The 25,420-nt window shown below is 46.8% G+C and carries 26 protein-coding genes; 25 read left to right on the plus strand and 1 reads right to left on the minus strand.

Translation table 11 applies throughout. The features are described from left to right. Nucleotides 1-3 precede the first annotated feature (3 nt). From NZ043_RS20215 to NZ043_RS20295, 17 genes are all read left to right on the plus strand, one after another. On the plus strand, nucleotides 4-993 hold the full coding sequence (locus NZ043_RS20215) for a beta-ketoacyl-ACP synthase III (protein ID WP_091034990.1): 990 nt from the start codon (nucleotides 4-6) through the stop codon (nucleotides 991-993). 25 nt (nucleotides 994-1,018) lie between these two features. After that, the gene (gene fabD, locus NZ043_RS20220; protein ID WP_289391986.1) at nucleotides 1,019-1,960 is read left to right on the plus strand and encodes an ACP S-malonyltransferase; all 942 of its coding nucleotides are present in this window, start codon (nucleotides 1,019-1,021) and stop codon (nucleotides 1,958-1,960) included. 211 nt (nucleotides 1,961-2,171) lie between these two features. Then, nucleotides 2,172-2,921, plus strand: a complete 750-nt coding sequence (gene fabG, locus NZ043_RS20225; protein ID WP_017689228.1) for a 3-oxoacyl-[acyl-carrier-protein] reductase — start codon at nucleotides 2,172-2,174, stop codon at nucleotides 2,919-2,921. Nucleotides 2,922-3,073: 152 nt separating this feature from the next. After that, entirely contained in the window at nucleotides 3,074-3,307 is a 234-nt protein-coding gene (acpP, locus tag NZ043_RS20230) for an acyl carrier protein (protein ID WP_024630176.1), read from the plus strand. 177 nt (nucleotides 3,308-3,484) lie between these two features. Further along, complete coding sequence (gene fabF / locus NZ043_RS20235; RefSeq protein WP_062833763.1) at nucleotides 3,485-4,723, plus strand: beta-ketoacyl-ACP synthase II; 1,239 nt, start codon at nucleotides 3,485-3,487, stop codon at nucleotides 4,721-4,723. Between the two features lie 13 nt (nucleotides 4,724-4,736). After that, entirely contained in the window at nucleotides 4,737-5,441 is a 705-nt protein-coding gene (rnc, locus tag NZ043_RS20240) for a ribonuclease III (RefSeq protein WP_091031948.1), read from the plus strand. 294 nt (nucleotides 5,442-5,735) lie between these two features. Next, the gene (gene smc / locus NZ043_RS20245; protein ID WP_339309125.1) at nucleotides 5,736-9,305 is read left to right on the plus strand and encodes a chromosome segregation protein SMC; all 3,570 of its coding nucleotides are present in this window, start codon (nucleotides 5,736-5,738) and stop codon (nucleotides 9,303-9,305) included. A gap of 108 nt (nucleotides 9,306-9,413) precedes the next feature. After that, nucleotides 9,414-10,427: a signal recognition particle-docking protein FtsY gene (gene ftsY, locus NZ043_RS20250; RefSeq protein WP_091031943.1), complete on the plus strand. Its 1,014-nt coding sequence runs from the start codon at nucleotides 9,414-9,416 to the stop codon at nucleotides 10,425-10,427. Nucleotides 10,428-10,571: 144 nt separating this feature from the next. Continuing rightward, nucleotides 10,572-11,219, plus strand: coding sequence for a hemolysin III family protein (locus NZ043_RS20255; protein WP_017689222.1), 648 nt, complete (start codon nucleotides 10,572-10,574; stop codon nucleotides 11,217-11,219). Between the two features lie 261 nt (nucleotides 11,220-11,480). Next, nucleotides 11,481-11,831: a YlxM family DNA-binding protein gene (ylxM, locus tag NZ043_RS20260; protein ID WP_017689221.1), complete on the plus strand. Its 351-nt coding sequence runs from the start codon at nucleotides 11,481-11,483 to the stop codon at nucleotides 11,829-11,831. Between the two features lie 63 nt (nucleotides 11,832-11,894). After that, on the plus strand, nucleotides 11,895-13,271 hold the full coding sequence (gene ffh, locus NZ043_RS20265; RefSeq protein WP_062833767.1) for a signal recognition particle protein: 1,377 nt from the start codon (nucleotides 11,895-11,897) through the stop codon (nucleotides 13,269-13,271). A 53-nt stretch (nucleotides 13,272-13,324) separates the two neighbouring features. After that, nucleotides 13,325-13,597 (plus strand): 30S ribosomal protein S16, encoded by a 273-nt coding sequence (rpsP, locus tag NZ043_RS20270; protein WP_017689219.1) that lies wholly within the window; start codon nucleotides 13,325-13,327, stop codon nucleotides 13,595-13,597. A 23-nt stretch (nucleotides 13,598-13,620) separates the two neighbouring features. Beyond that, complete coding sequence (locus NZ043_RS20275; RefSeq protein ID WP_024630185.1) at nucleotides 13,621-13,851, plus strand: KH domain-containing protein; 231 nt, start codon at nucleotides 13,621-13,623, stop codon at nucleotides 13,849-13,851. Nucleotides 13,852-14,151: 300 nt separating this feature from the next. Further along, nucleotides 14,152-14,664 carry a ribosome maturation factor RimM gene (gene rimM / locus NZ043_RS20280; protein WP_339309126.1) on the plus strand — a complete coding sequence of 171 codons (513 nt, stop codon included), beginning with the start codon at nucleotides 14,152-14,154 and terminating at the stop codon, nucleotides 14,662-14,664. Nucleotide 14,665: 1 nt separating this feature from the next. Beyond that, a complete protein-coding gene (gene trmD, locus NZ043_RS20285; protein WP_339309127.1) occupies nucleotides 14,666-15,433 on the plus strand; it encodes a tRNA (guanosine(37)-N1)-methyltransferase TrmD in 768 nt (255 codons plus the stop codon). 186 nt (nucleotides 15,434-15,619) lie between these two features. Further along, nucleotides 15,620-15,994 (plus strand): VOC family protein, encoded by a 375-nt coding sequence (locus tag NZ043_RS20290; protein ID WP_289391993.1) that lies wholly within the window; start codon nucleotides 15,620-15,622, stop codon nucleotides 15,992-15,994. Nucleotides 15,995-16,150: 156 nt separating this feature from the next. Beyond that, entirely contained in the window at nucleotides 16,151-17,398 is a 1,248-nt protein-coding gene (locus NZ043_RS20295) for a hypothetical protein (protein ID WP_339312813.1), read from the plus strand. Here NZ043_RS20295 and NZ043_RS20300 read toward each other — a convergent pair. Then, nucleotides 17,388-18,368, minus strand: coding sequence for a polysaccharide deacetylase family protein (locus NZ043_RS20300; protein WP_339309128.1), 981 nt, complete (start codon nucleotides 18,366-18,368; stop codon nucleotides 17,388-17,390). The genes NZ043_RS20295 and NZ043_RS20300 overlap by 11 nt on opposite strands. A gap of 349 nt (nucleotides 18,369-18,717) precedes the next feature. Here NZ043_RS20300 and rplS point away from each other — a divergent pair, with 349 nt between their 5' ends. From rplS to NZ043_RS20340, 8 genes are all read left to right on the plus strand, one after another. Further along, on the plus strand, nucleotides 18,718-19,059 hold the full coding sequence (gene rplS, locus NZ043_RS20305; RefSeq protein ID WP_024630190.1) for a 50S ribosomal protein L19: 342 nt from the start codon (nucleotides 18,718-18,720) through the stop codon (nucleotides 19,057-19,059). Nucleotides 19,060-19,416: 357 nt separating this feature from the next. Continuing rightward, the gene (gene lepB, locus NZ043_RS20310; protein ID WP_017689211.1) at nucleotides 19,417-20,037 is read left to right on the plus strand and encodes a signal peptidase I; all 621 of its coding nucleotides are present in this window, start codon (nucleotides 19,417-19,419) and stop codon (nucleotides 20,035-20,037) included. A 30-nt stretch (nucleotides 20,038-20,067) separates the two neighbouring features. Next, complete coding sequence (gene ylqF, locus NZ043_RS20315; RefSeq protein WP_062833774.1) at nucleotides 20,068-20,931, plus strand: ribosome biogenesis GTPase YlqF; 864 nt, start codon at nucleotides 20,068-20,070, stop codon at nucleotides 20,929-20,931. 463 nt (nucleotides 20,932-21,394) lie between these two features. Next, complete coding sequence (locus NZ043_RS20320; RefSeq protein ID WP_339309129.1) at nucleotides 21,395-22,096, plus strand: ribonuclease HII; 702 nt, start codon at nucleotides 21,395-21,397, stop codon at nucleotides 22,094-22,096. Nucleotides 22,097-22,126: 30 nt separating this feature from the next. Continuing rightward, nucleotides 22,127-24,184 (plus strand): DNA ligase, encoded by a 2,058-nt coding sequence (locus NZ043_RS20325; protein ID WP_339309130.1) that lies wholly within the window; start codon nucleotides 22,127-22,129, stop codon nucleotides 24,182-24,184. Next, nucleotides 24,181-24,492 carry an EscU/YscU/HrcU family type III secretion system export apparatus switch protein gene (locus NZ043_RS20330; RefSeq protein ID WP_036609395.1) on the plus strand — a complete coding sequence of 104 codons (312 nt, stop codon included), beginning with the start codon at nucleotides 24,181-24,183 and terminating at the stop codon, nucleotides 24,490-24,492. Before NZ043_RS20325 ends, NZ043_RS20330 begins: the two co-directional genes overlap by 4 nt. Then, nucleotides 24,486-24,884, plus strand: a complete 399-nt coding sequence (locus NZ043_RS20335; protein ID WP_133384311.1) for a YraN family protein — start codon at nucleotides 24,486-24,488, stop codon at nucleotides 24,882-24,884. Before NZ043_RS20330 ends, NZ043_RS20335 begins: the two co-directional genes overlap by 7 nt. Nucleotides 24,885-25,206: 322 nt before the next feature. Beyond that, nucleotides 25,207-25,368 (plus strand): paeninodin family lasso peptide, encoded by a 162-nt coding sequence (locus tag NZ043_RS20340; RefSeq protein WP_133384312.1) that lies wholly within the window; start codon nucleotides 25,207-25,209, stop codon nucleotides 25,366-25,368. Nucleotides 25,369-25,420 lie beyond the last annotated feature (52 nt).

Below are 25,420 nucleotides of genomic sequence, written 5' to 3' on the forward strand. Positions count from 1 at the left end.
GATATGAATAATTTGCGCCCAGTAGGGGTTATTGGTACAGGGAAATATGTGCCTGAGAAAATTTTGACAAATAGCGATCTGGAGAAAATGGTCGATACCAATGACGAGTGGATCGTCAGTCGTACTGGAATCAAAGAGCGTCACATCGCTGCACCCGATCAGGCAACTTCTGATCTGGCATATGAAGCGGCTATTAAAGCCCTTGAATCTGCAGGCATGACAGGCAGTGATCTTGATCTGATTATTGTTGCAACCATTACTCCGGATTCTTCGTTCCCATCGACAGCCTGCATCTTGCAGGACAAATTGGGTGCAAAAGGTGCCGCGGCATTTGATCTGTCGGCTGCTTGTTCCGGATTTGTATACGGTTTGGCTAGTGCTACGAGCTTCATCCAAAGCGGTATGTACAACAATGCACTTGTTATTGGTGCGGACTGTTTGTCTCGCATTACGGATTATACAGACCGTAACACATGTGTCCTCTTTGGTGATGGAGCAGGCGCGGTAGTTGTTGGTGAAGTTCCCGAAGGTCGCGGCTTCAAAGCATTCGATCTCGGTGCCGAAGGTGCTGGCGGTAGTCTTCTTCAGATGGAAGGCGGCGGTTCCCGTCTGCCTGCTTCCGCAGAGACCGTTGAAAATAAAAAACATTACATCTACATGAACGGTCGTGAAGTGTTCAAGTTTGCGGTACGTGTCATGGGGACGGCTACCATTGAGGTATTACGCAAGGCTGGTATGGAGCGTACGGATGTGGATCTGTTTGTTCCTCACCAAGCGAATATTCGGATTATCCAATCTGCGATGCAACGACTTGAACTTCCTGAAGAAAAGGTTGTAGTCAACGTGGATAAGTATGCAAACACATCTGCTGCTTCCATCCCGCTTGCTCTGGTAGAAGCTGCGGAGGAAGGTCGTATGAAAGCAGGAGATACCGTTCTGATGGTTGGATTCGGTGGCGGTTTGACATGGGGAGCATCGGTACTCGTTTGGTAAAATAGACATCTGGGAGATGAATGAGATGGGTAAAATAGCATTTGTATTTCCCGGACAGGGATCACAGGCTGTAGGCATGGCCAAGGACGCGTATGAGTCCGTGCCTGCGGCAACCGAGATTTTTCGCACAGCAGATGAAACATTGGGTTTCTCGCTGAGCAACCTTGTATTTGAAGGACCGGAGACCGAGTTGAAACAGACATCAAATACACAACCGGCTCTGTTGACAGCAAGTATTGCCTTGCTTGAAGCTTTCAAAGAAAAAGGAATTCAGCCTGATTATACGGCTGGACACAGTCTGGGAGAATACAGTGCACTGGTGGCAGCGGGCGTTCTATCGTTTGCTGACGCAGTGAGCACTGTGCGGGCACGTGGTCAGTATATGGAACAGGCAGTACCGGGTGGACAAGGAGCGATGGCTGCTGTGTTGGGTGCGGATCGGGAAGCGCTGGGGGTGCTTTGCCGTGACGTATCTGAAAGTGGTCATGCGGTTGAACTTGCCAACATTAATTGTCCGGGACAAATCGTCATTTCTGGTGTGAAGGAAGGCGTAGCTGCTGTCGCAGAACGAGTGAAAGAAGCGGGTGGTAAACGCGCTATTACACTTGAAGTAAGCGGTCCGTTCCACTCTTCATTGATGAAAGGTGCAGCTGAGAAGCTGGCAGAGAAACTGAAAACCGTCACGTTCTCACCGGCAGCGGTCCCTGTAGTCGCTAATGTGACTGCAAGACCTGCAGAAGATGGACAGGTTCAGGATTTGTTGACAGCTCAGGTCTATTCTCCTGTATTATGGGAAGACAGTGTGACATGGCTTATTGAGCAAGGCGTGGATACGTTCATCGAGATTGGATCTGGCAGTGTATTGACCGGTTTGATTAAAAAAACAGATAAAACCGTAAAACTGTACAATGTGAACAGTCTTGAAACGCTCGAAGCAACGGCAAGTGAATTAGAAGGAATTATATGAGTTAAACTAAACTTTTTACACGAGAACGGAGAGGACAGAAAAAACCTGAAGAAGCGGAGTGTTCGCCTTTATCACCGGATTTTCCCTTTAGAAAAGGGAATCAAAAAAATCTGGGGATAACAGCGATCGGAAGGTTATTCTGTCATCGGAGTGGCAAGTGTAAACATTCTTTGGTTGAACTGATATAGATTTGGGGAAAGGAGGAATGATTATGTCTAAACCATTAGAAGGTAAAAATGCACTCGTTACCGGGGCATCCCGGGGCATTGGGCGCAGTATTGCACTGGCACTTGCAGAAGCTGGAGCGAACGTAGCCGTGAATTATGCGGGTAGCCAAGCGGCAGCTGAGGAAGTGGCGGAAGCGATTCGTGCCAAAGGAGTCAAGGCGATTACACTTCAAGCCAATGTTGGCCTGATGGATGAAGCTGAACAAATGGTCAAAGCTACACTCGAAGCATGGGGAAACGTTGATATTCTGGTGAACAATGCTGGAATTACCCGTGATAATCTGATCATGCGTATGAAAGAGGAAGAATTCGATCAGGTTATTGAAACCAATCTCAAAGGTGTGTTTAACTGCCTTAAGGCGGTTACACGTCCAATGATGAAACAACGGTCGGGAAGAATTATCAATATCTCCTCGGTTGTAGGTGTGCTCGGTAATGCTGGACAAGCGAACTATGTTGCTGCCAAAGCAGGAGTCATTGGCCTGACAAAGGCATCTGCTCGTGAACTGGCTTCTCGTGGAATCACAGTTAACTGTGTTGCACCAGGTTTCATTGAGACAGATATGACAAAAGAGTTGTCCCAGGAGCTGGTGGACGGTATGCTAAGTGGTATTCCGTTGTCCCGTTTGGGTCAGCCGGATGAAATCGCTGGTGTAGTCACTTTCCTGGCTTCACAGGCTTCATCTTATATGACAGGGCAGACGCTGCATGTTGATGGTGGCATGTACATGTAATTCTTCCCGGACTTGAACAATAGTCGGGGAACAGGCGCTGGACGATCCGAAATGCCGGAAAAAGGCCGGGTTCCCCGGCCGGGAGCCGCATATGTCTTCTATGGCATTTTGCCTGCGATTCTCGTATAATACCAAAGAAGGAGGTGAACCGGATGTCCGATGTATTGGAGCGTGTAAAACGCATCGTCGTCGACCGCTTGGGCGCAGACGAAGCTGAAGTTACACTTGAAGCATCTTTCAAAGAAGATTTGGGTGCTGATTCTTTGGATGTAGTGGAATTGGTCATGGAATTGGAAGATGAATTTGATTTGGAAATCTCTGATGAAGATGCAGAAAAAATCACGACCGTAGGTGAAGTTGTAAACTACATACAATCTCATACCTAAAGTCATTTTTAGTCCCGCACATGTTTTCGAACAGGCGGGACTTCTCATCATTCATTGGTTTTTCTCATTCCGCAAGCAGCTCTACTCAAACAGGCCTATCTTGGTTGAATAGATGTCTGTTTGCGGATATTCCCACAAAATACTTGCGTAATGCAGTCGATATAGAGGTGACTCGGTTTGAAACAAAGAGTAGTAATTACCGGAATGGGCGTAATGACATCGCTCGGAAAAGATTTGGAAACGTTCTGGGGCAGTTTAATGGCAGGAAAGTCCGGAATTTCTCAGATTGAGGCGTTTGATGTTAGTGAATACACGACACAGATTGCAGCCGAGATCAAGGATTTCAACCCGGAAGAATATATGGATCGTAAGGATGCTCGCAAAATGGACCGTTTTGTACAGTTCGCTGTGGCAGCCGGCTTTAAAGCCGTTGAAGACAGTGGTCTGAAAATTAACGAGAATATTGATGCAGAGCGTTTCGGTGTATCCATCGGATCAGGTATTGGTGGATTGGGTACGTGGGAGGACCAACATAATGCATTGTTGCAAAAAGGTCCAAAACGGGTAAGCCCATTCTTTATTCCCATGATGATCTCCAACATGGCTTCAGGCCAAATGTCTATTTCCCTTGGTGCCAAAGGTCCTAACATTAACGTTGTTACCGCTTGTGCAACAGGTACACACTCCATCGGAGATTCCTTTAAGCTGATTGCCAATGGTGATGCAGATGCCATGATCTGTGGTGGTGCGGAAGCAACAATCAGACCAACGGGTCTTGCAGGGTTCTGTGCGATGCGCGCAATGTCTACACGTAATGATGATCCTGCGAAGTCAAGCCGTCCTTTTGATACAGAACGTGATGGTTTTGTTATGGGCGAAGGCGCTGGTGTTCTGATTCTGGAATCCCTGGAGCATGCTCAAAAACGTGGTGCACGCATTTATGGTGAAGTGATCGGTTACGGTCTGACAGGTGATGCACATCACATGACAGAACCAGATCCGGACGGAGCAGCACGTTGCATGAAGATGGCACTTCGTAATGCGGGTATTGAGCCTGAAGAAGTGGACTACATTAATGCACACGGAACTTCGACGCCTGTAGGCGACAGATCCGAAACGCTTGCGATCAAAAAGGCGTTTGGTGATCATGCGTACAAGCTCGCCGTGAGTTCCACTAAATCCATGACGGGTCACATGCTTGGCGCTGCTGGTGGTGTAGAAGCGGTCATCTGCGGATTGTCCCTGACACATCAGACACTGGCTCCAACGATTAACCTGGAAAATCAGGACCCGGAATGTGATCTGGATTATGTACCAAATGTTCCACGTCAAACCAAAGTTAATATTGCCATGTCCAATTCATTTGGATTCGGCGGTCACAATGCCACCATTATTCTCAAAAAATTTGAAGCATAAGGGGCTAGTTCGTTTGAGTGAAGATCTGAAGCAGTTACAACATAAACTTCAAATCAAATTTGACAACAGGCAGCTTTTAAAACAAGCGTTTACCCATGCTTCCTATGTAAACGAACACCGGTTCAGTCAGCATCAGGACAACGAGCGCCTGGAGTTTCTGGGCGATGCCGTGCTGGAACTGACTGTATCGGAGTACTTGTATCATTTGTATCCTAACCGTCCGGAAGGTGAATTAACTAAGCTGCGGGCATCCATTGTCTGTGAGCCTTCCCTCGTCAAATTTGCTGAAGCGTTGGGTTTTGGGCAGTATGTACTTCTTGGTAAAGGTGAGGAACTAACTGGAGGACGGACACGGCCGGCTCTGCTGGCAGATGTGTTTGAATCTTTCATTGGTGCATTGTATCTGGATCAGGGGCTTGCGCCTGTCCGGGCATTTCTCGACCAGCATGTCTTCCCATTAATCGTATTGGGCAGCAAGCTGCAAATGAGTGATTACAAAACGGAACTGCAGGAACTTACTCAGCATCACAATATGGGAGCTTTGGAATACCGTATCGTTGAGGAACGGGGACCTGCCCATGAACGTGAGTTTGTCTCGGAGGTCCATATGGGTCAAGAACGGCTTGGCAGAGGTACAGGACGTTCCAAAAAGGAAGCGGAGCAACAGGCTGCATCTGCAGCACTTGATCGACTGAAGCTTCCGGAAGCCGGAGCTTAACCGATAGCGCATAGACAAACGAAGAGCAAAGAGCAGCCCGCGGGTCCGCCCCGGCGGAAGTAATCGGCCGGACTGCTTTTTGCTCTTTTTTTTGTAAAGAGGTTCAGGCGGAGTTTGCCTGATCGTTAACTAATAAGTTGAACCGTATTTTACACAAAACGAAGAGTGCAGAACCAATCGCAATCGGAGGATGGTATTGCAATTGGAGTGATCATGTGTAATGCAATGGTTCAATTTATTTAGGCGCTGGAATGCAATACTTGAAATTTGCAAGAGGAGGTGACGAGAAACCCTATGTTTTTAAAACGGATTGAATTGGGTGGATTCAAGTCATTCGCCGACAAAACGGAGATGGAGTTCGTTCGTGGCATTACGGCTGTTGTAGGTCCGAACGGAAGTGGCAAGAGTAATATATCAGACGGAATTCGCTGGGTTCTGGGGGAACAAAGTGCCAAGTCGCTGCGTGGTGGCAAAATGGAAGATATCATCTTTGCAGGCAGTGACGCACGGAAGGCCGTTAATTTCGGTGAGGTGTCGCTAACACTTGATAACGAGGATCATGCACTTGCATTGGATTTCGGTGAGGTGACGGTGACTCGTCGTGTACATCGCAGCGGAGATAGTGAATATTTTATTAACAAGCAATCTTGTCGTTTGAAGGATATCACAGAGTTGTTTATGGATACCGGCATCGGTAAGGAAGCCTACTCGATTATTGGACAGGGGCGAATCGAAGAGATTCTGAGTACCCGTTCAGAAGATCGCAGAGGCATCTTTGAAGAAGCTTCAGGTATCGTTAAATATAAATCCCGCAAGCGGGATGCGACGCGCAAACTGGATGAGACAGAGCAGAATTTGCTGCGTATTCATGACCTGGTGACTGAACTCGAAGATCAGATTGGACCGCTAAAAGAACAATCAGAGAAAGCGATCCACTATAAGGAACTTCGTTCTCAGCTCAAATCACAGGAAATTTCCATGTATGTGTACCAGATCGAACAGATTCATGCGTCCTGGAGTAAGGCGAACGAGCGCCTGCAATCGCTAAAACACGAAGAGGTTGGACTCGCAGCGATTGTCTCTACGCATGATGCCAAGCTGGAAAATGATCGGAATGCGCTGCGTATCCTAGAAACAGAGACAGAGCAACTGCAAGCCGCTTTATTGCAATTCAGTGAAGCGACAGAGAAAAGTGAAGGGCTTGGAGAATTGCTCAAGGAGCGCTCCCACCATCTGCAAACAAATCAGGAGCAGCTCAAAGTAACACTTGCTGCCAGTGAAGAGAGACATTCCGAACGGGAAACCGAGCTGCTTGCACTGCGTGAGAAGTTTGGCAAACTTGAGCATGAACTGAATGATGTGAGAAATCAGTTGTCCCAGGAAGAAGCCAAACTCATCGGTGTTACAGGTGGCATTAGTCAGCAGCAAGAGGAAAGCCTCAAAGGCAACTTGCTGGAACTGATGAATCAGATGGCTCAGACACGCAATGAAATTCGTTATGTGGATCAGCAGAAAGAAACGCTGGAGCGCAGAATGAATCGCGCGGCTGAAGAATCAGGCAAATGGGAAGAGCAGAAAGAGACACTGGAAAGTCGCAAAGCGGACATCGAGAAAAAAGTTGTTCGCTTGGGCAAAGAAATCAGTGATCTACGTGGTGGTTACATTACGGAAAGTGAACGACTCCAGTCGCTGCAGAAGCTGCTCGAAGAAAGTCGGGGCACAGTTCGTAAATGGGAACAGAAGCGTGAAGCTCAGGTCTCCCGCCGCGATACGATGAAAGAGATGCAGGATGATTTTGACGGATTCATGTTGGGTGTCAAGGAGGTTCTCAAGGCTTCGCGTAAGGGCACGCTTACCGGTGTTCATGGAGCTGTGGCTGAACTCGTTAAAGTTCCCGAAAAGATCGAGCTTGCGGTAGAGACAGCAATGGGAGCATCCTTGCAACATGTGGTCATGGAAAATGAATCAGTTTCCAGACAGGCAATCGCTTTCCTTAAGCAACGTCAATTGGGCCGTGCAACGTTCCTGCCTCTGGATGTCATTCGCCCACGTGCCATTGGCGCGGCTGAACGTTCCATGATTGAAGGCATGGAGGGCTTTGTGGGGATCGGTGCTGATCTCGTACAATTCGAATCCAAGTATGCTTCGATCATTGGCAGTCTGTTAGGTAATGTTATTATTGCTGAAACTCTAGAGGTCGCGAACAAAATTGCGGCTCGCTGCCAGTATCGTTTCCGGGTCGTGACGCTTGAAGGTGACGTGGTCAATGCGGGTGGTTCCATGACGGGTGGTAGCCAGCACAAGAAAAATGTGAGTCTGCTCAGCCGGAAACGGCAGCTGGACCAGCTCGACCAGGATATTTTGGATACCGAAAATCAGATCGTGAAACTGCATCGCAGTGTGGATGATGTAAAAGTTCAACTGGAGCAGTGTCAGGACAAACTGGATGAACTTCGTCAGTCCGGTGACGATACCCGAAATGCAGAACAGCAGGCTTCGATGGAAATGAAGCAGGTAGAGCATGAGCTTCGCCACGTGCTTGAACAGGTGGCCGTTGCCGGGCAGGAGAAGAGCGGGTTTACCGAAGAGATCAAAGAGCTGGATACGGCTCGCATCGTTGCTGTGAAGAAGCTGGAGCAGCTTGAAGAGGAAGAAAAAGCGACTCATCGTGCCATTCATGCAGCTGAGTTTGCTCGGAAAGCCAATGAATCCGCGAAGGAAGAATTGCAGAGCCAACTCACCGAACTGAAAGTGCGCGAAGGCAAGCTCGATCAGGAGCGATTCTCCAATGGGGAACAATTGCGGCGTCTGGAGCGGGAAGTAGAGTCGCTGGTCAAAGATCTGCGTCAGAATCGCACGTTGCTGGCTTCGATGGAAGCAGATCTCAAGAAAACACAAACCGAGAGTGTTAAACAGATTGAAGATCTGAACCAGTACAAGCTGAAAAAAGCGGAAGCTTCCCAGGAGCTGGACTTCAAACGTGCTGCCCGAAGTGAGTTGTCGAAAAAGCTTGAGCTTGCCGAGAGCGAAACGAAGGAACAGCGTACGCAGTTAAAAGCAGTGGAAGAGCAGATGCGACAAACAGAAATTTCCGTGAACCGGTTGGATGTTGAGCTGGAAAATATACTGCGAAAGCTGACGGATGAATACGAACTGGGCTATGAACTGGCCAAAGAGCGTTATCCTGTGCCGGAAGATGTAGAGCATACACAGGCAGAGGTACAAAAGCTGAAGCGCAGTATATCCGCCCTGGGTGATGTTAACCTGGGAGCGATTGAGGAGTTCCAGCGGGTCAATGAGCGATACGAGTTCCTGAGTGAACAGAAGAATGACCTGGTGGAAGCCAAAACAACGTTGTATCAGGTTATTCGGGAAATGGAAGACGAGATGGCGAAGCGATTCAAGATCACGTTTGATGCCATCCGCCGTGAGTTCGGTACCGTGTTTACCAAGCTGTTTGGCGGAGGACGTGCTGACCTTGTTCTGATGGACCCGGAGCGTTTGCTTGAAACGGGAATAGATATTGTGGCTCAGCCACCAGGCAAGAAATTGCAAAACCTGCAACTGTTATCCGGTGGGGAGCGGGCTTTGACGGCGATGGCTTTGTTATTTGCTATTTTGCATGTCAAACCTGTACCATTCTGCGTGCTGGATGAAGTTGAGGCAGCGCTGGACGAAGCTAACGTGGTACGTTTTGCCCAGTACTTGCGTGAATTCTCTGAACAGACACAGTTCATCGTTGTTACCCATCGTAAAGGTACGATGGAAGAGGCAGATGTGCTGTACGGTGTTACGATGGAAGAGGGCGGAGTATCCAAGCTTGTTTCGGTTAAACTGGAAGATGAGGAAGCAGTAATTGCCTGATCTGATCCAAACCTGCGAGATAAATGAACTCATTGTAATTATTGAAAATCATTCAGATTGAGCATTTTTGCAAAAGCGCTTAGATTATGTACACGATGGAGGGGCTTTATGAGTTTTTTTAAAAAGCTGAGAGACAGCATTGCAAGCAAAACGGAGTCGGTCACCAAACAGTTCAAGGATGGATTGGAAAAGACACGTAAAGGGTTAGTGGAAAAAGTGTCGGATCTCGTTATCCGCCGCAAAAAAATCGATGAAGAGTTCTATGAAGAACTGGAAGAGATTTTGATCGGAGCAGACGTTGGCGTGAATACAGTCATGAATCTGATCGAAGACCTGCGCGTTGAGGTGAAAAAACGCAAAATCGAGGACGCGGCTGAGCTGCAGCCTGTACTGTCTGAGAAACTGACGGATCTTCTTCGCGGTGAACAGAATAATGAATTGAAAATGAATCCGGATGGCATTACCGTTATTTTGTTCGTTGGTGTTAACGGTGTTGGTAAAACAACAACGATTGGCAAGCTGGCACATCGATTTAAACAGCAAGGTAAAAAAGTCATCATGGCAGCTGGAGATACGTTCCGTGCCGGAGCCATCGAACAGCTGGAAGTATGGGGACAACGTGCCGGTGTCGATGTTATCAAACAGCAATCTGGTTCTGATCCAGCAGCGGTTATGTATGATGCGGTACAGGCAGCTAAACAACGGGGTGCGGATGTTCTCCTCTGTGATACAGCAGGTCGTCTGCAAAACAAATCGAACCTGATGGACGAGCTTAACAAGATCTATCGTGTCATTCAGCGTGAAATTCCGGATGCTCCGCATGAAGTACTGATGGTACTGGATGCAACAACAGGTCAAAATGCTTTGAACCAAGCCAAACTTTTCGGTGAGAAAAGCGGTGTAACTGGACTCGTACTGACAAAACTGGATGGAACAGCCAAAGGTGGGATCGTTGTTGCGATCCGTCAGGAGCTGGACTTGCCTGTGAAGCTCGTAGGACTGGGTGAGAAGATTGATGATCTGCAGCCGTTTGATTCTGAGCAATTTGTGCATGCTTTGTTCGCCGGATTAATCCAGGAACAGCCAGCGGAAAGTGCTGAAGAAGAGGAAGCTAATTCCTAGAATCCTTAATAATAGCATGAATTAATAATGTTAACCGTATTGCCAGTGATATACGTGATAAGTGTCACGTGTAATGTCACTGGCAATACGTGTATAATGGGAATAAAGAAGGCAATGTTAAAGGGTTAGAAAGGACGGTTGAAAATGGCCAATACGTATACCTATTCTCGCCGTGAAGAAGTCGCCAATGCGGTGACACATGGAATCGGCGCTGCACTCAGTGTAGCTGCACTGGTGATATTGATTGTATTTTCAAGTATGAAAGGCACGGCTTGGCATGTGGTCAGTTTCACGATCTACGGGATCACCATGCTGCTGCTCTATACAAGCTCTACACTCGTTCATGCATGGAAAGATGGAAAAGTGAAAGATTTATTTGAGATTTTCGACCATTCTTCCATTTATTTGTTTATTGCGGGATCGTACACTCCGCTTTTGTTTATTGCTGTTCGCGGTACACTTGGATGGACTCTGTTCGGTATAATCTGGGGTATCGCATTATTCGGCGTGATCTTTAAGGCGTTTTTTACGAAAAAGTTTCTATTCATGTCCACGATTTTCTATATTGCGATGGGCTGGCTCATCGTTATTGCCTGGCAACCGCTTATGGCTGCCATTCCTACAGGCGGCATTGTGCTGCTGGTTGCTGGAGGCTTGATGTATACACTGGGTACGCTCTTTTATGTATGGCGTGGATTTCCGTACCACCATGCGATTTGGCATCTCTTTGTGTTAGCAGGCAGTATTCTTCATTTCTTTATGGTACTGCTGTATCTGACACCACTTCGCTAGAACACCATAAACGGATGCATCTCCACGGACTGAGACGCATTCGTTTTTTCTTCTACATAGAGGTGGATCGCAGAGATACAGACAGGATTTGCTTGTAGCGAAAAGGGTATAAACCACCCGTTAAACATCGAAATAACATATCATCAGAGCTGTTTTTATTGTGACAAGTATTTTTGCTTGACAACCTGATTTGTTTTAGGTATTATTAGGAACGTTGCAAGAGTGTAAAGTGTTTTTCCTTGACGAAGGGAGTGCCCCGATGTGAGTCAAGAAAATCGGCTTGAGAAGACAAACCGGATTAACTTGCTGTTTGCTTTTTATGAATTGTTACTTACCGAGAAACAGCAGACTTTTCTAAAGTATTACTTTCATGACGATTTCTCACTTGGTGAAATTGCAGCCGAGTTTGAGATCAGCCGCCAGGCGGTATACGAGCATATCAAGCGTGCCGAACAAGTGCTGGAAAATTACGAAAGCAAGCTGGGCTTGCTGGAAAAGCATGAACGGCGTAATCGTAATCTTGAAGATTTGCAAAATGCATTGGAACGCGCAGGCGTCTCCATTGATAACAACAAACAAATACACGATATCGTTGCTCAGCTTAGTGAATGAAAAATTGGCTGAGCGGAACGTATCGGTCTTGAAAACAGTATTAAAGCTTAAGGAGGTGGGATCATGGCATTTGAAGGATTAACGACCCGATTACAGAATGTGTTCAGCAAGCTGCGCGGCAAAGGCAAGGTGTCTGATGAAGATGTAGCCGAGGCTATGCGCGAGGTACGTCTGGCATTGCTCGAAGCGGATGTAAACTTCAAAGTGGTCAAGGAATTCATCGCCAAGGTGAAAGAGAAGGCTGTTGGCAAAGAAGTGATGGAGAGCTTCACGCCAGGAATGGTCATCATCGACATCGTTAACAAGGAACTAACGGATTTGATGGGTGGAAGCCAGGCCAAACTGGCTAAAGCGAACAAACCGCCTACGGTGCTGATGATGGTTGGTTTGCAGGGTGCTGGTAAAACAACCACATCGGGTAAACTGGCTAAAATGCTGCAAAAGCAAAACAGCAGACCATTGCTTGTTGCAGGAGATATTTATCGTCCGGCAGCGATCAAACAGTTGCAAGTACTTGGCGAGCAGATCAAAGCGCCGGTATTCACACTGGGAGATCAGACAAGCCCTGTTGAGATCGCACGTCAAGGTCTTCAACATGCTAAAGATAATGGTAATGACTATGTTATTATCGATACAGCTGGACGTCTGCATGTTGATGAAGAACTGATGGAAGAACTTCGCCAGATTCACAGCGTAGTGAATCCGGATGAAGTACTGCTTGTCGTAGACAGTATGACAGGTCAGGATGCGGTTAACGTAGCAGAACACTTTAACCAGCAGCTTAATCTGACAGGTGTTGTCCTGACGAAGCTGGATGGCGATACTCGTGGTGGTGCTGCGCTTTCCGTCAAAGCAGTTACGGGTTGTCCAATCAAGTTTGCTTCCCTTGGAGAGAAACTTGACGCTTTGGAGCCGTTCCACCCGGAACGTATGGCTTCACGGATCCTCGGTATGGGTGATATGTTATCTCTGATTGAGAAAGCACAATTAAACATTGATACCGATAAAGCCAAGGAAATGGAACGGAAGATGCGTAATGCAGAATTCACGTTTGAAGATTTCCTGGAGCAGATGGATCAGGTGAAAAAGCTGGGACCAATCGATCAGATCATGGATATGATCCCCGGCATGGGCAAGATGAAACAAGCCAAGGACCTGAAGGTTGATGATAAACAGATGGGCCGGATTGAAGCGATCGTTTACTCAATGACGACCGAAGAGAAACGCAACCCGGACATGATCAACCATAGCCGCCGGAAGCGTATTGCTACCGGAAGCGGAACATCTCTGGCTGAAGTAAATCGTCTGATCAAACAGTTTGATGAGATGCGCCGCATGATGAAACAGTTCTCGGATATGATGGGACCTAAAGGCGGTAAAAACAAAGCGATGAAGCAGCTTAAAGGTATGGGCAAAGGAATGAAGTTTCCTTTCCGTTGATTTAAGCGAAGCTGGATCATATACAGATTTCATTGAAGGAGGTGAATTTTCAAATGGCAGTTCGTATTCGTCTGAAACGTATGGGTGCTCACAAAGCTCCTTTCTACCGCGTAGTGGTATCGGATTCCCGTTCCCCACGTGACGGTCGTTTTATCGAGGAGATCGGTTACTACAACCCGGTTGAACAACCGGCTGTTGTTAAGATCGATGAAGATAAAGCATTGGCATGGCTTCAAAACGGTGCACAAGCATCTGACACTGTCCGCAACTTGCTTAGCAAAGCGGGCGTGATGAAGAAGTTCCACGAGTCTAAATTATCTAAATAAAGTGCTGATTCGGAGGGTCATCTATGGAAGAATTAGTAAGCATAATTGCTAAGGCTTTAGTCGATCATCCGGAAGATGTGGCGGTTCGGACGGTTGAGAAAGACCGGCTTGTCGTTTATGAGTTAACCGTTCATCCTGACGATGTCGGGAAGGTAATTGGTAAACAGGGACGAATCGCGAAATCACTTCGTACGGTCGTCACATCAGCAGCAGTTAAGATGGATAAACGGGTTACCGTTGATATCATATCTTAAAGATATACGAAAGGGGGTTAGGATGCATGTCCTAGCCCCTTTTCGTGCATGCTGAACTTAATATGTTGGATTAGATATTGAATTAAAATATATTTGGGTATGAGTGACTTCGGAGCAGTGCAGGGGACGGGATCGATTCTGGAGAAGTGTTAGCGTTCGCCTTTACCCCCTCATTTTCACCTTTAAAGTAAGTTTGAAAAATGAGGGGGTAACAGCGATCGAAAGAACGAACCGTCGCCGAAACGACCGTACGAGAGTCGAAGTAGCTGTTTAGTTTGATTTAATTTCGTAGGAGGAAATATGGCAGAGTTTATGAATGTAGGTAAAATCGTTAATACGCATGGAATTCGTGGTGAGGTGAGAATCATGCCTTTAACTGATTTCCCGGAAGTGCGTTTCGCGAAAAATACAGAGTTGTTTTTCTTTACACCAGATAATCATCCAGTCATGGTTAACGTGGAATCTTCACGTTTGCATAAAAATATGTATATTCTTCGTCTGAAAGAGTACGGAAATATTAATGAAGTAGAAAAGTTTAAAGGCGGCATGGCCAAAGTGTTAAAAGAGAACCTGGCTGAGCTGGACGAAGGTGAATACTACTTCCATCAAATCGTTGGGTGTTCGGTCATCACCGAAGAGGGTGAAACGCTTGGAACCATCTCAGAAATTTTGACTCCGGGTGCCAATGATGTATGGGTTGTCAAAACGCCAGCAGGTAAAGAAGTGCTGATTCCCGTTATTGATGATGTAGTACTTGATGTGGACATCGAACAGAAGCAAGTGAAGATTCACCTGATGGAAGGGCTGCTATAACATGAAAGTGGATGTATTAACGCTATTCCCGGAGATGTTTGACGGTGTGTTCGGAGCAAGCATTCTGGGCAAAGCTCAAACGAAGGGGCTCGTATCCCTTGGTGCAACCAACTTCCGAAATTATGCGACCAATAAACATAATACAGTAGATGATGCCCCTTATGGCGGAGGCGGAGGTATGGTGCTGAAACCAGATCCGATCTTTGCTGCTGTAGAAGATGTTCTGGAGCAACGCGGAGAAGCTGCGGCATCGATGAAAGCTCCACGTATCATTCTAATGTGTCCGCAAGGTGAGACGTTTACACAGAAAAAAGCAGAAGAACTTGTGCAGGAAGATCATCTGATTTTTATATGTGGACATTATGAAGGTTACGATGAGCGTATTCGCGAATTTCTCGTGACGGATGAACTATCCATTGGTGATTACGTACTCACGGGTGGGGAGTTGCCTGCTATGGTTGCCATTGATAGTATCGTACGTCTTATCCCTGGTGTGCTTGGTAATGAGACAAGTGCGGTGACGGATTCATTCAGTACTGGACTCCTCGAATATCCACACTACACACGTCCACCCGAGTTTAGGGGCATGAAAGTACCGGATATGCTGTTGTCGGGACATCACCTTAACATTGAGGCATGGCGCAGAGAACAGTCGTTGCTTCGTACGCTGGAGCGCAGACCGGAGATGTTGGAAACGGCCGATTTGACGGATAAAGAGCGAGTTTGGCTGAAAAAGATGCGCTCAAACCGTGAAAATAGCACAGAGTAAGTATTTGTATCGTATAAACACGTAAATATTATTTTCCAGAGTTCGAAAGGGCCAACCTTGATACTAAAGGTTGGCTTTTTTTGTGTACATTGAAAAGAAAACTGGATTTTCATTAGTATATTATATAAAATACAAGTGTAATTAATGAAACTAAGTTTCATTAAATGAAACGAAGGCGGTGTAAGAATGACTTACAATATTATTGGTCTTGATCATATTCAGCTCGCAGCACCAGAAGGTTGTGAAGCGGAGGCACGTCATTTTTTCAATAACGTGTTAGGCTGGACGGAGATTCCCAAACCTGAAATTCTGAGAAAACGGGGTGGTGTATGGTTCGAGTGTGGCAGACACCAAGTGCATATTGGGGTACAAAAAGATTTTATTCCCGCTACAAAAGCTCATCCGGCATTTCATGTACAACATTTGGATCAGTTACGTGATCATCTCATTCATAACCAAATTCATATTGTCGATGACGAAGCAAGAGCAGATGAAGGTGTACGACGATTCTATATAAATGATCCTTTTGGCAATCGTCTTGAGTTTTTAGAGTGGGTTTAAATCATTCCTTTAAATTGGTTATTGTTGACCGAGGTACTTTTTTGCAGCTTTGAACATTTTTGCATGAGCACATAATAGGGTTGTAAAAATCAGGGGTTTTCTTTATGTTGAACTCAGCTGTAATGGAATGTTAACGATACGCTGAGGAGGAAGATGATGAGCAATCAGCCTTATGAAATCGCCAGAGTAGATATTAGCGAAGGCGGAGAACGCTGCAAAATGCTTTTGGGAGATCTTAATGGGGATGGCAGACTTGAAATGTTGCTGGTACAGGCAGATGGGGGTATAGACGATCGGTATGTCCCGCATCAGGTATGTTGTTTGACTGCGTTTGATCTGGAAGGAACATTACTATGGCAGGTCGGAACTCCTGATCCTGATGCAGGTGGTCCGGGTTCAGACTATCCCGCTCAGATCGCAGATTGGGATGGAGATGGAAATAATGAAGTATTGTGTGTCATGGACAAACAATTTCTCGTGTTGGATGGCCGGACCGGAGAGATCAAAGAAACACGTGATCTGCCAGGTGATGAAGCACATGACTGCATTATTCTCGCCAACCTGACTGGCAACCAGCAGAAAATGGACATTATACTGAAAGACCGCTATAAGACGTTATGGGCACTTGACCATGATTTTAATTTGTTGTGGAAGCATGAGGGAAACCCAGGACATTTTCCATGGGTATATGATATTGATGGAGATGGGAAAGATGAAGTGATGGCGGGGTATGACATGCTGGATCATGATGGGACGTTATTATGGTCTTGTCATAATCTCGATGATCATGCTGACTGTATATGGTTTGGAGACGTTGACGGTGATGGGGAAGTCGAGGTTGTTATCGGTGGCAGTGTGACGGTCATGATGGACCGCTATGGTAATGAGAAGTGGCGTTATGAAGATTCGATTGAATCACAGCATATTGCACTGGGCCATTTTTGTTCTGGAATGAAAGGTTTACAGATTGCAGGTCTGGACCGGATTGTCCGAGGGGATGAGAATGGTAAGGATGGAATGTTCATGCTGGATAGTACAGGGCAAGAAATTTGGAAAGAAAATCGCACGACTCGTGGCTGGTTAACCATTATAGAGCCTGTATGTAACTGGGATGAGGGTGGACTCGATTATATTTTGGCGTATCGCCGAGGTGGAGATGTGTTGCCTTCTTTGGTAGATGGAGATATGAAAACGGTTACTGAATTCCCGAAAGAGGGATATGCGGTGCATGCAGACCTGGTTCAGACGGGGAAAGAACAAATCATCATCTATGACGCAGAGGAAGCAGTGATTTATTCCAGCTTCCCGATGACATTATCACTTACCGATGCAAAAAGAGCCAAGCCACAGCCCAAAAGGCTGTATAGCTCGACTCTGTATCCGGGCGGTGAAGTTAAAGTGTAGATTTTAACTGGTCATTCTCCGATGCAGATGATTCGTTCTGCGGACTGGATTCGGGTTGAAGCAAGGTCGCCAAATCAGTACCTGTGGTGACCGTCAAGCGAGGCAGCTTCATGGGATGATCTCCTGGATGCACAAATCCAGACTTTACGGTAAAGGCCATGCGATATCCATGTTGTTGTAACTTGTAGATCATCTGTGTACTGGTATAACCAAAAGGATATGCCAGATAAGGTGTGTCTATTCCGGTTTGCTTCATACGCTGGATATCATCATCCAGAAGACTGGTGTCCAGACCGACAGGCACACTGTTACCACAGCGCATAAATCCCTTGTGATGCAGGTTATAGGTATGGCTGTTGAATTCAAATACGTCGGTTGCCGCCTGCATCTCTGGCTTGGAGATGAAACTGTTAATGGCGGGCTCAAATTCCGAAGGTTGCTCCTGAATTTTACTGCCTATGACAAACAGCGAGGCATGAAAATTATATTTCTGAAGCACAGGGTAAGCTAATGTATAATTGTTCTGGTATCCGTCATCAAAGGTAATTACAATGGACTTCTGTGGTAAGGATAACTTTCCATTAACATATTGTTCAAGCTGATCCAGTGTAATTGTTCGGTAGCCTTCATCATGCAGGTATTTCATATTTTGCTCAAAATCCTCCAGATTAATGATGGATTTATTATCTGTCTCATGATTATTCAATTTGGGCTCTATGTAATGATACATCAGCACAGGAACTTCTGTAGCAGTACCTTGTTCAATCTTGAAGTTAGAACGATCCAGCGCAGATTGGTTAGAGAAGTCAGTGTGTGACAGCTCGAATGCTTTGCGTTTGACTATGTCCCAGGATGTGCAGGCTTTGTGTGACAGTGCATTCGTTGGATGAGTTACGGCATATGCATACAGTGTAATGGAACATATGAACATGGCGAGCAGGGCAAGTGTGATCTTTTTCCAATATTTCATGAGTCTTGGGGTTCTCCTTTTAAAGTGGTCATTAAGTTATATCATAGACGATATTTCTACACGGGAAGTTACAGTATTTTTTCCTGTATCAGCTTGACTTGCAGATGAGAGTGTTGATTCACAGTCCACATGAGAGAATGTATTTTAGAATGAAGTCAACATGTGATGGATGAGCTTCAGAGCGGCAGATTGAACAATAGGCATTTGTTTAATTTCTCTTGTGTTTTGATATGCTGCGTGATACAATAAGTCTGTTATGTGGAATACGGCGGTCCTCTATGGATAATGAAGGAGACAAGGTGATCTCTGGAAGAAGTATGAACGCCTGTACGGAAGGAGGGAGTCATAGATGAATATCGTTCAAGCGATTACACAAGAACAACTTCGTAAGGATATTCCGAGTTTTCGTCCTGGTGACACTTTGAAAGTGCACGTTAAGGTAATCGAGGGAACTCGTGAGCGTATCCAATTGTTCGAAGGTGTTGTGATTAAACGCCGTGGTGGTGGAATCAGTGAGACTTTTACAGTTCGTAAAATTTCTTACGGTGTAGGTGTGGAAAGAGCTTTCCCGCTTCATTCCCCAAAAATCGATAGAATCGAAGTGGCTCGCCGTGGTAAAGTGCGTCGTGCGAAGCTTTATTATCTTCGTGAACTACGCGGTAAAGCAGCGAGAATTAAAGAAATTCGTTAATATAACGGATACCGGGAAGGGCTTGGAGACAAGCCCTTTTCGTTTTTGTCCGGGAAAAGTTGAACCGGAGGTACACTTCCGAGTAAAATGGTATGGCAACACATGCGGGGAATAGTCCGGGAGGCTTGTAAAATCAGTTATTGAAGTGCGTGTTCAAAAGACCGGTTTCAGTACCGACTTTTTGAACAACCTCTTGAAGGCATTTGAATTGTGGATTAAATGTACTGTAATGCTTGGTGTAAGATTACATAACTGATGTGAATGTTTTGTATCCATCCATGGAGTTATTGGAACGATACAGAATGCTGGATGTGTGTACTGCTATAAACATGTACTGTGAAGAGAGGAAGATCTTGAATGGAACAAGAAGTTCAACATGACCGGGGCAATCCTGCCGAAGAGAAAAACAGTCGATCCAAAAAAGCCAAAAATGAAATTGTTGAATGGCTTAAAGCCATTGTTATCGCATTAGTTCTCGTCATTCTGATTCGGTGGTTGCTCTTCAAACCGTTTGTTGTGGACGGTCCGTCCATGCAGCCGAACTTTGAAACGGGTGAACGTGTGATCGTCAACGAGATCTTATATGATATCAGAGAACCGAAGCGCGGTGAAGTTATCGTCTTCCACGTACCATCCGAAGGTCGAGATTTCATTAAACGTGTTATTGCTGTTGAAGGTGATACAGTTGAGGTTCAGGACGATACCGTGATGGTTAACGGCAAAAAGGTTGATGAAACGTATATTCAAGGAGCCATTGATGCAGCTGAAGCAAATGGTGGAACCTATAACGTGAAGGATTTCCCGAATGAGCAGTTCCCTGACGGCAAAGTGCCGGCGGGTCATGTATTTGTTATGGGAGATAACCGTCCAAATAGTACAGACAGCCGTATGATCGGTTATGTTTCGTTAAAAGATATTATTGGTCGTGCAGATGTTATTTTCTGGCCGATCGGTGAGATTAAGTGGATCAACCACTGAAATTGAAGTAAATAATGAGGTGAAGACAAGGTGACGATACAATGGTTTCCAGGTCATATGACTCGAGCCAGACGCCAGATTCAGGATAAGTTAAAGCTCATCGACGTGGTCATCGAACTATTGGATGCCCGTCTGCCTGTCTCCAGCCGTAATCCGATGATTGACGAAATATTGCTGGATAAACCCCGGATGATTTTGTTGAACAAATCGGATTTGGCAGATGCTAAAGTGACGCAAGAATGGATTGAATATTTCAAAAAAGAAGGAATTACCGCTTTTCCTGTAGATGCTTCGACGGGAACCAACGTTAAAGATATTCCCGTGCAGGCCAAGCTTCTTCTTAAAGAAAAAATTGACCGTCAAATTGCTAAAGGGATTAATCCTCGTGCGGTTCGCGGGTTGATCGTAGGGATTCCCAATGTAGGTAAATCAACACTGATTAACCGACTGGCTGGACGGAGTATTGCGTTAACAGGAGATCGTCCTGGTGTGACGAAGGGGCAACAGTGGATCAAGGTAGGCAAAGAAATGGAGTTATTGGATACTCCGGGTATTCTGTGGCCTAAGTTCGAAGATCAAAATGTAGGTTATCGTCTTGCCGTAACAGGTGCAATCAAAGAGGAAATTCTGAATGCAGAGGATATCGCCTTTTTTGGAATCAGTTACCTGATGCGTTATTACTGGGACGCTTTGGAAGAGAGATACGGACTTCAGGAGTTCTCCAAGGATGCAGATGATTCAGACAGTGTTATTGCGATTATGGAACAAGTCGGCCGTGTCCGTGGATGTGTTGTAAGCGGTGGACGCATTGATCTGGAAAAGGCATCACGAGCATTTCTGCGTGAACTGCGCGCGGGTAAAATGGGACGTTTTTCTATGGAAGCTCCCTATTAAAAAAATGGACTCTACACGATGAAGATCATTATCTTTATCTGTTCATTTCATATATACAAGTGCCGAAAGAAGCGGCCGTTACCGGATTACCCGGAGCGGTCGTTTTTTTGTGTATACAAACGCGGAAGTAGCGCTGGAACATATGTCGAAACGATAAAATGGAAGAGGATTGAAGAACAGTACGCTTTATGGAATTGGCTGGCCTATATATCAGGTGCGTCTAAATCGTGCTATGATGAATGGTGGTGCAATTTAGATTAGTCGAGGTCTGATATATTCAATTTAAACCATCAAATACCGATAAATGAAGACATCACTATCTTTATATTGTAAATCTCAAGGAAAAGTTTTGCTGAGAGTGACAGGTTGTACAGAACAAAAGACAGAGGATCTACGTCTATATTATAAAAAAGTTGTAAGTGATACGCATGCTGAAAAAGCGTGGGTAGAGGAGATGAGCGTTATGGTTGAAAATAATGAAGAGATCGGGTTGAATCTACTGGATACCCCGGTTGGACCGAAGAAGAAAAAAGAAGCCAGTGAACCTCGAGACCTGCTGATCTTCGAGCGGGAGTATTGGGACAGTGGATTTGAACGTATTGCTGGTATTGATGAGGTAGGACGGGGATGCTTGTTTGGGGATGTTGTCGCAGCGGCGGTTATTTTACCGAAGGATCTCATTCTGGAAGGTGTGAATGACTCCAAGAAATTGACGGAGAAAAAACGTGATGCACTATATGACGTCATTATGGAAAAAGCGCTGGCGGTAGGTATCGGGTACGCGGATGCAGAGACGATTGATCGGCTTAATATCAAGCAGGCGGCGAGACTCGCGATGAAACGAGCTGTTGAAGCATTGGGAGAAACTCCTGATTATATGCTGGTGGATGCCGAGAAGGTGGATGTCAATGTACCTCAACTGTCCATCATTAAAGGTGATGCTAATAGTCAATCGATCGCAGCGGCATCTATTATTGCCAAGGTAACGCGAGATCGGCTGTGTAAGGAAGAATGGGATACGTTATATCCGGAATATGGTTTGTCGATACATAAAGGATATGCAACAAAAGTTCATCGGGAGCAAATTATGGCATTGGGGGCAACCCCGATGCATCGACGCAGTTTTCTCGGCAACCTGCTTGGAGAGCAGCAATCTTTGTTTTAACACAGGTTTGAAGGAAGGAGGGGGAGAGATTTGAATATCGGTTCCATGATTAAGGGGTTAATGGGAGATAGTAAGCCCGGCAATGCCAAACCGCTTGAATTAAAGGAAGGTCAGGTGGTTCGTGGCTCCGTCGTTAGTGTATCCGATGATGGAGGAGAAGCAGTTCTGCAGATTCAAGGTGTGCAGGTGCGCGCCAAGTTGGAGACTCCACTCCGTCCGGGTGAGACCACGTTGCTTCAAGTGCAGCCTCCAGGTGAAAATGGCATAACGGTAATGAAACCTATGGCTGGAACACTTGCTGAGCTGCCACAAGCTTCGCTGAACAACCTGCTTAAGGATGTAGGACTGCCGGATACAAAAGGGAACCGGGAACTGTTACTTGCCATGCAGCGTAGCGGAGTGCCGCTCACGAAGGATAATGTGGCTATGGTCCAGAATATGATGACTGCCAAACCTGCACAGGTCCCTGTGGAAGAATGGGTGCAGGCGACAGGGATTGCTTTTCAGCGTGGGCTTCCGGTTACGGCGGAAACAGTAAAAGGATTACACCAGACGGTGTTTGGCCCCCCTTTGCATCAGTTGTTAAGCGGGTTGGCTGATCAGTTGGAAACGATGCTTACTCAAACAACAGGTAAACCGGTACTGACTGGAGAACAATCTGCTACGTTGAAACCAGCAGTCATGGTTGGTGTACCTGTTGTATCAAATGCATCACAGACGGAAGAAGGATTGGCTGTATCAGGCAATGGTCGTCAGGTGACTGTAACCGGAACACCTGCTTTGTCAACGCAACAAGGACAAGCGGCATTGGCAGGATCTATATCCATGACGGATGGCGGGGCAGAGGATGCAGGTACTGCGATGAAAGGAAACCAGCAGACCGTCGCAGGCGCAGGAAATGCTGAAGCCGGGGCCAAGGCAGTTGCCAGCAATGTTGAAACGGCTGGCAAAGGAGGTGCAGGTATTCCGTCTGGAACCGGAATACCTGGCGAGAGCCCGCGCGGTGCTGACGCGGGCCAAGTTGGGAGCCGCCCGGGTACACCAGGGGCGGCAGCTGAATCTGTGGCAGGCCGTGCAAGTGCAGGCCAGCCTGAAGCAGGCGCGGCCGGGCGAACTGACGGCCGCGCTGAAACGCCTGCTGCTGCGGGGACTCCGTCCGCAGCAGGCCAGGCGGCGCCAGCAGCGCCTACGGCAGCGCAGCTGGCGCCCAAGCTGCTGGCGCTGCTGGACGCCCTGCGCAGCGCGTCCACTGCCGCACCGGCACAGCCTGGTGCGGCAGTACAGGCCGCCCCTGCATCGCAGGGCGGCCAGGCGGCTGCGGCTGCCGTAGGCGTGCCGCAGCCGTTGCCAGCCGGCGCTGATGCGCCGCCGGCTGGCGGTAATGCCGCAGCACCTGCGGGAGCTGCGGCAGTGCACGCGCCTGTCACCCACGAGGGGGACCCGTGGGTGGGGCGCGTGCTGAAGCTGCTCGGTGCGGAGCACGAGCAGCAGGCCGTTCACGGCGCGGCAGCGCAGCCGCGCGTGGGGGATGCGGCCAGTCCGGCGAATGCGGACACGCTGAAGGGTTTGCTGCTGCAGCTTGCCAGCAGCGAAGGTGCACCAGCGGCGCTTAAGGATGCCGCCGGACAGGCCGTGCAATATCTGACGGGTCAGCAGTTATTGCTAACGACAGATCGCAGTGCTACCTTTGCACAGATGCACTGGTTTATTCCGATCACTGGACCGGATGGGGAAGAAACGGCGTCTGTTCAGATTCAATCACGTCGTGGACCTCGTGGTGAGCTGGATGCGTCCAACTGCCGTCTATGGTTTGATCTGGATATGAAAAGTCTTGGGCCTACTCTGGTAGATGTCCATGTGGTTAATAACATTGTCAGTCTGCGTGTATTAAATGATCGCGAAGGAATGGGACCGCTCCTGGAGAGCGGACGAGAGGTAATCCATCAGGCATTGGACAAGCTGGGCTATCAACTGCTGACCTTCAAGGCGGAACCGTGGCCTGTGGGGCAGGAACCGGGCGCGGAACGAAAAACGCGGGCCTCGGACTATAGTCCTGAACGATACAAAGGGGTGGACTTGAAGGTATGAAAGACGAGTCGTCACAACCGGACCTGCTTTCCAAAAAGGCGGTTGCCCTAAAGTATGTCCCTGGAGAGAGTGAAGCACCTGTTGTTGTAGCCAAGGGGCGCGGCAAAGTGGCAGAAGCCATTCTGGATAAAGCCAGAGAAAACGGCGTGGCTGTTCAGGAGGATGCAGCACTTGTGGAGGTGCTCTCCAAATTGGATCTGGATGAACAGATTCCGGCAGAACTGTATCAACTGGTCGCAGAGGTGCTAACGTATGTCTACCGTGCAGATCGAATGGCCTCAGGACGTGAGGAAAATGAGTCATGGTAGAACGTAGATTGGGTCAGGAGCCAGGATTAAAGCTCACACGACAGCAGAAAGGCCGATTAGGTGAAGAGGCTGCCTGTCAATGGTTGCGAGAGCACGATTATCGGATCATTAGACAGAACTGGCGTTGCCGTAGCGGTGAGATTGACATCATTGCTTCCTGCGAGGGCCTGATTGTCTTTGTGGAAGTAAGAAGCAGAAGTGGAGCCACTCAGTACGGTACACCTCAGGAATCGGTTGATATGCGTAAAATGCAGCAGGTACGTTCAACCGCATCTGTGTATTTGCAAATGACGGGAGAGACGGAACTTCAGATCCGTTTTGATGTAATTGCCGTAATGCTTGATCAAGCAGGGGAGACTGTCTCTGTGAATCATATTGTTAATGCTTTTTAAGAATTAAACTCGAAGTTATTGCTGTATTGATTGATACTAAATGTATCTTTGTTTAATGTGAGTCGATTAGTTATTTCGAAGTACAAGTTTAATTATGTCTTATCTTTGCATTCGTTTTAGTTTTGAATTAGTTAATATACTAAAGCCGTAGTTCCTCTTCATACAGGAACTGCGGCTTTTTTTGATTTAACTATGAAATCACAAAACAGAGGATAGAGCATTGATAATAAAATCATTGTATTTCAGAATTTTTAGATACAAATCGTATCATTTATAATAAAATAAGAACGTTGAAAAATTTAAAAAGAGGTTGGTGGGATGTATGGAAGAGCTTCAGAACGCTTCGAGCAACACAGTAAAAAGAGTATGGGAGTGTCCTCGGATGGAAGTGCTGGATATCAGCGAGACCATGAACGGTGGACAGGGGATTTGGCAATATGTTTGGGACGGAGAATTCTGGAAACTTGAGCTTTTAGTCAGTTAATTAAAGAGGCTAAAGAGGAATGTTTGATCCATAAAAATAAATGGTGAGGTGT

Origin of the sequence: Paenibacillus sp. FSL k6-2145, from assembly GCF_037976585.1 — a bacterium.
Lineage (GTDB): Bacteria > Bacillota > Bacilli > Paenibacillales > Paenibacillaceae > Paenibacillus.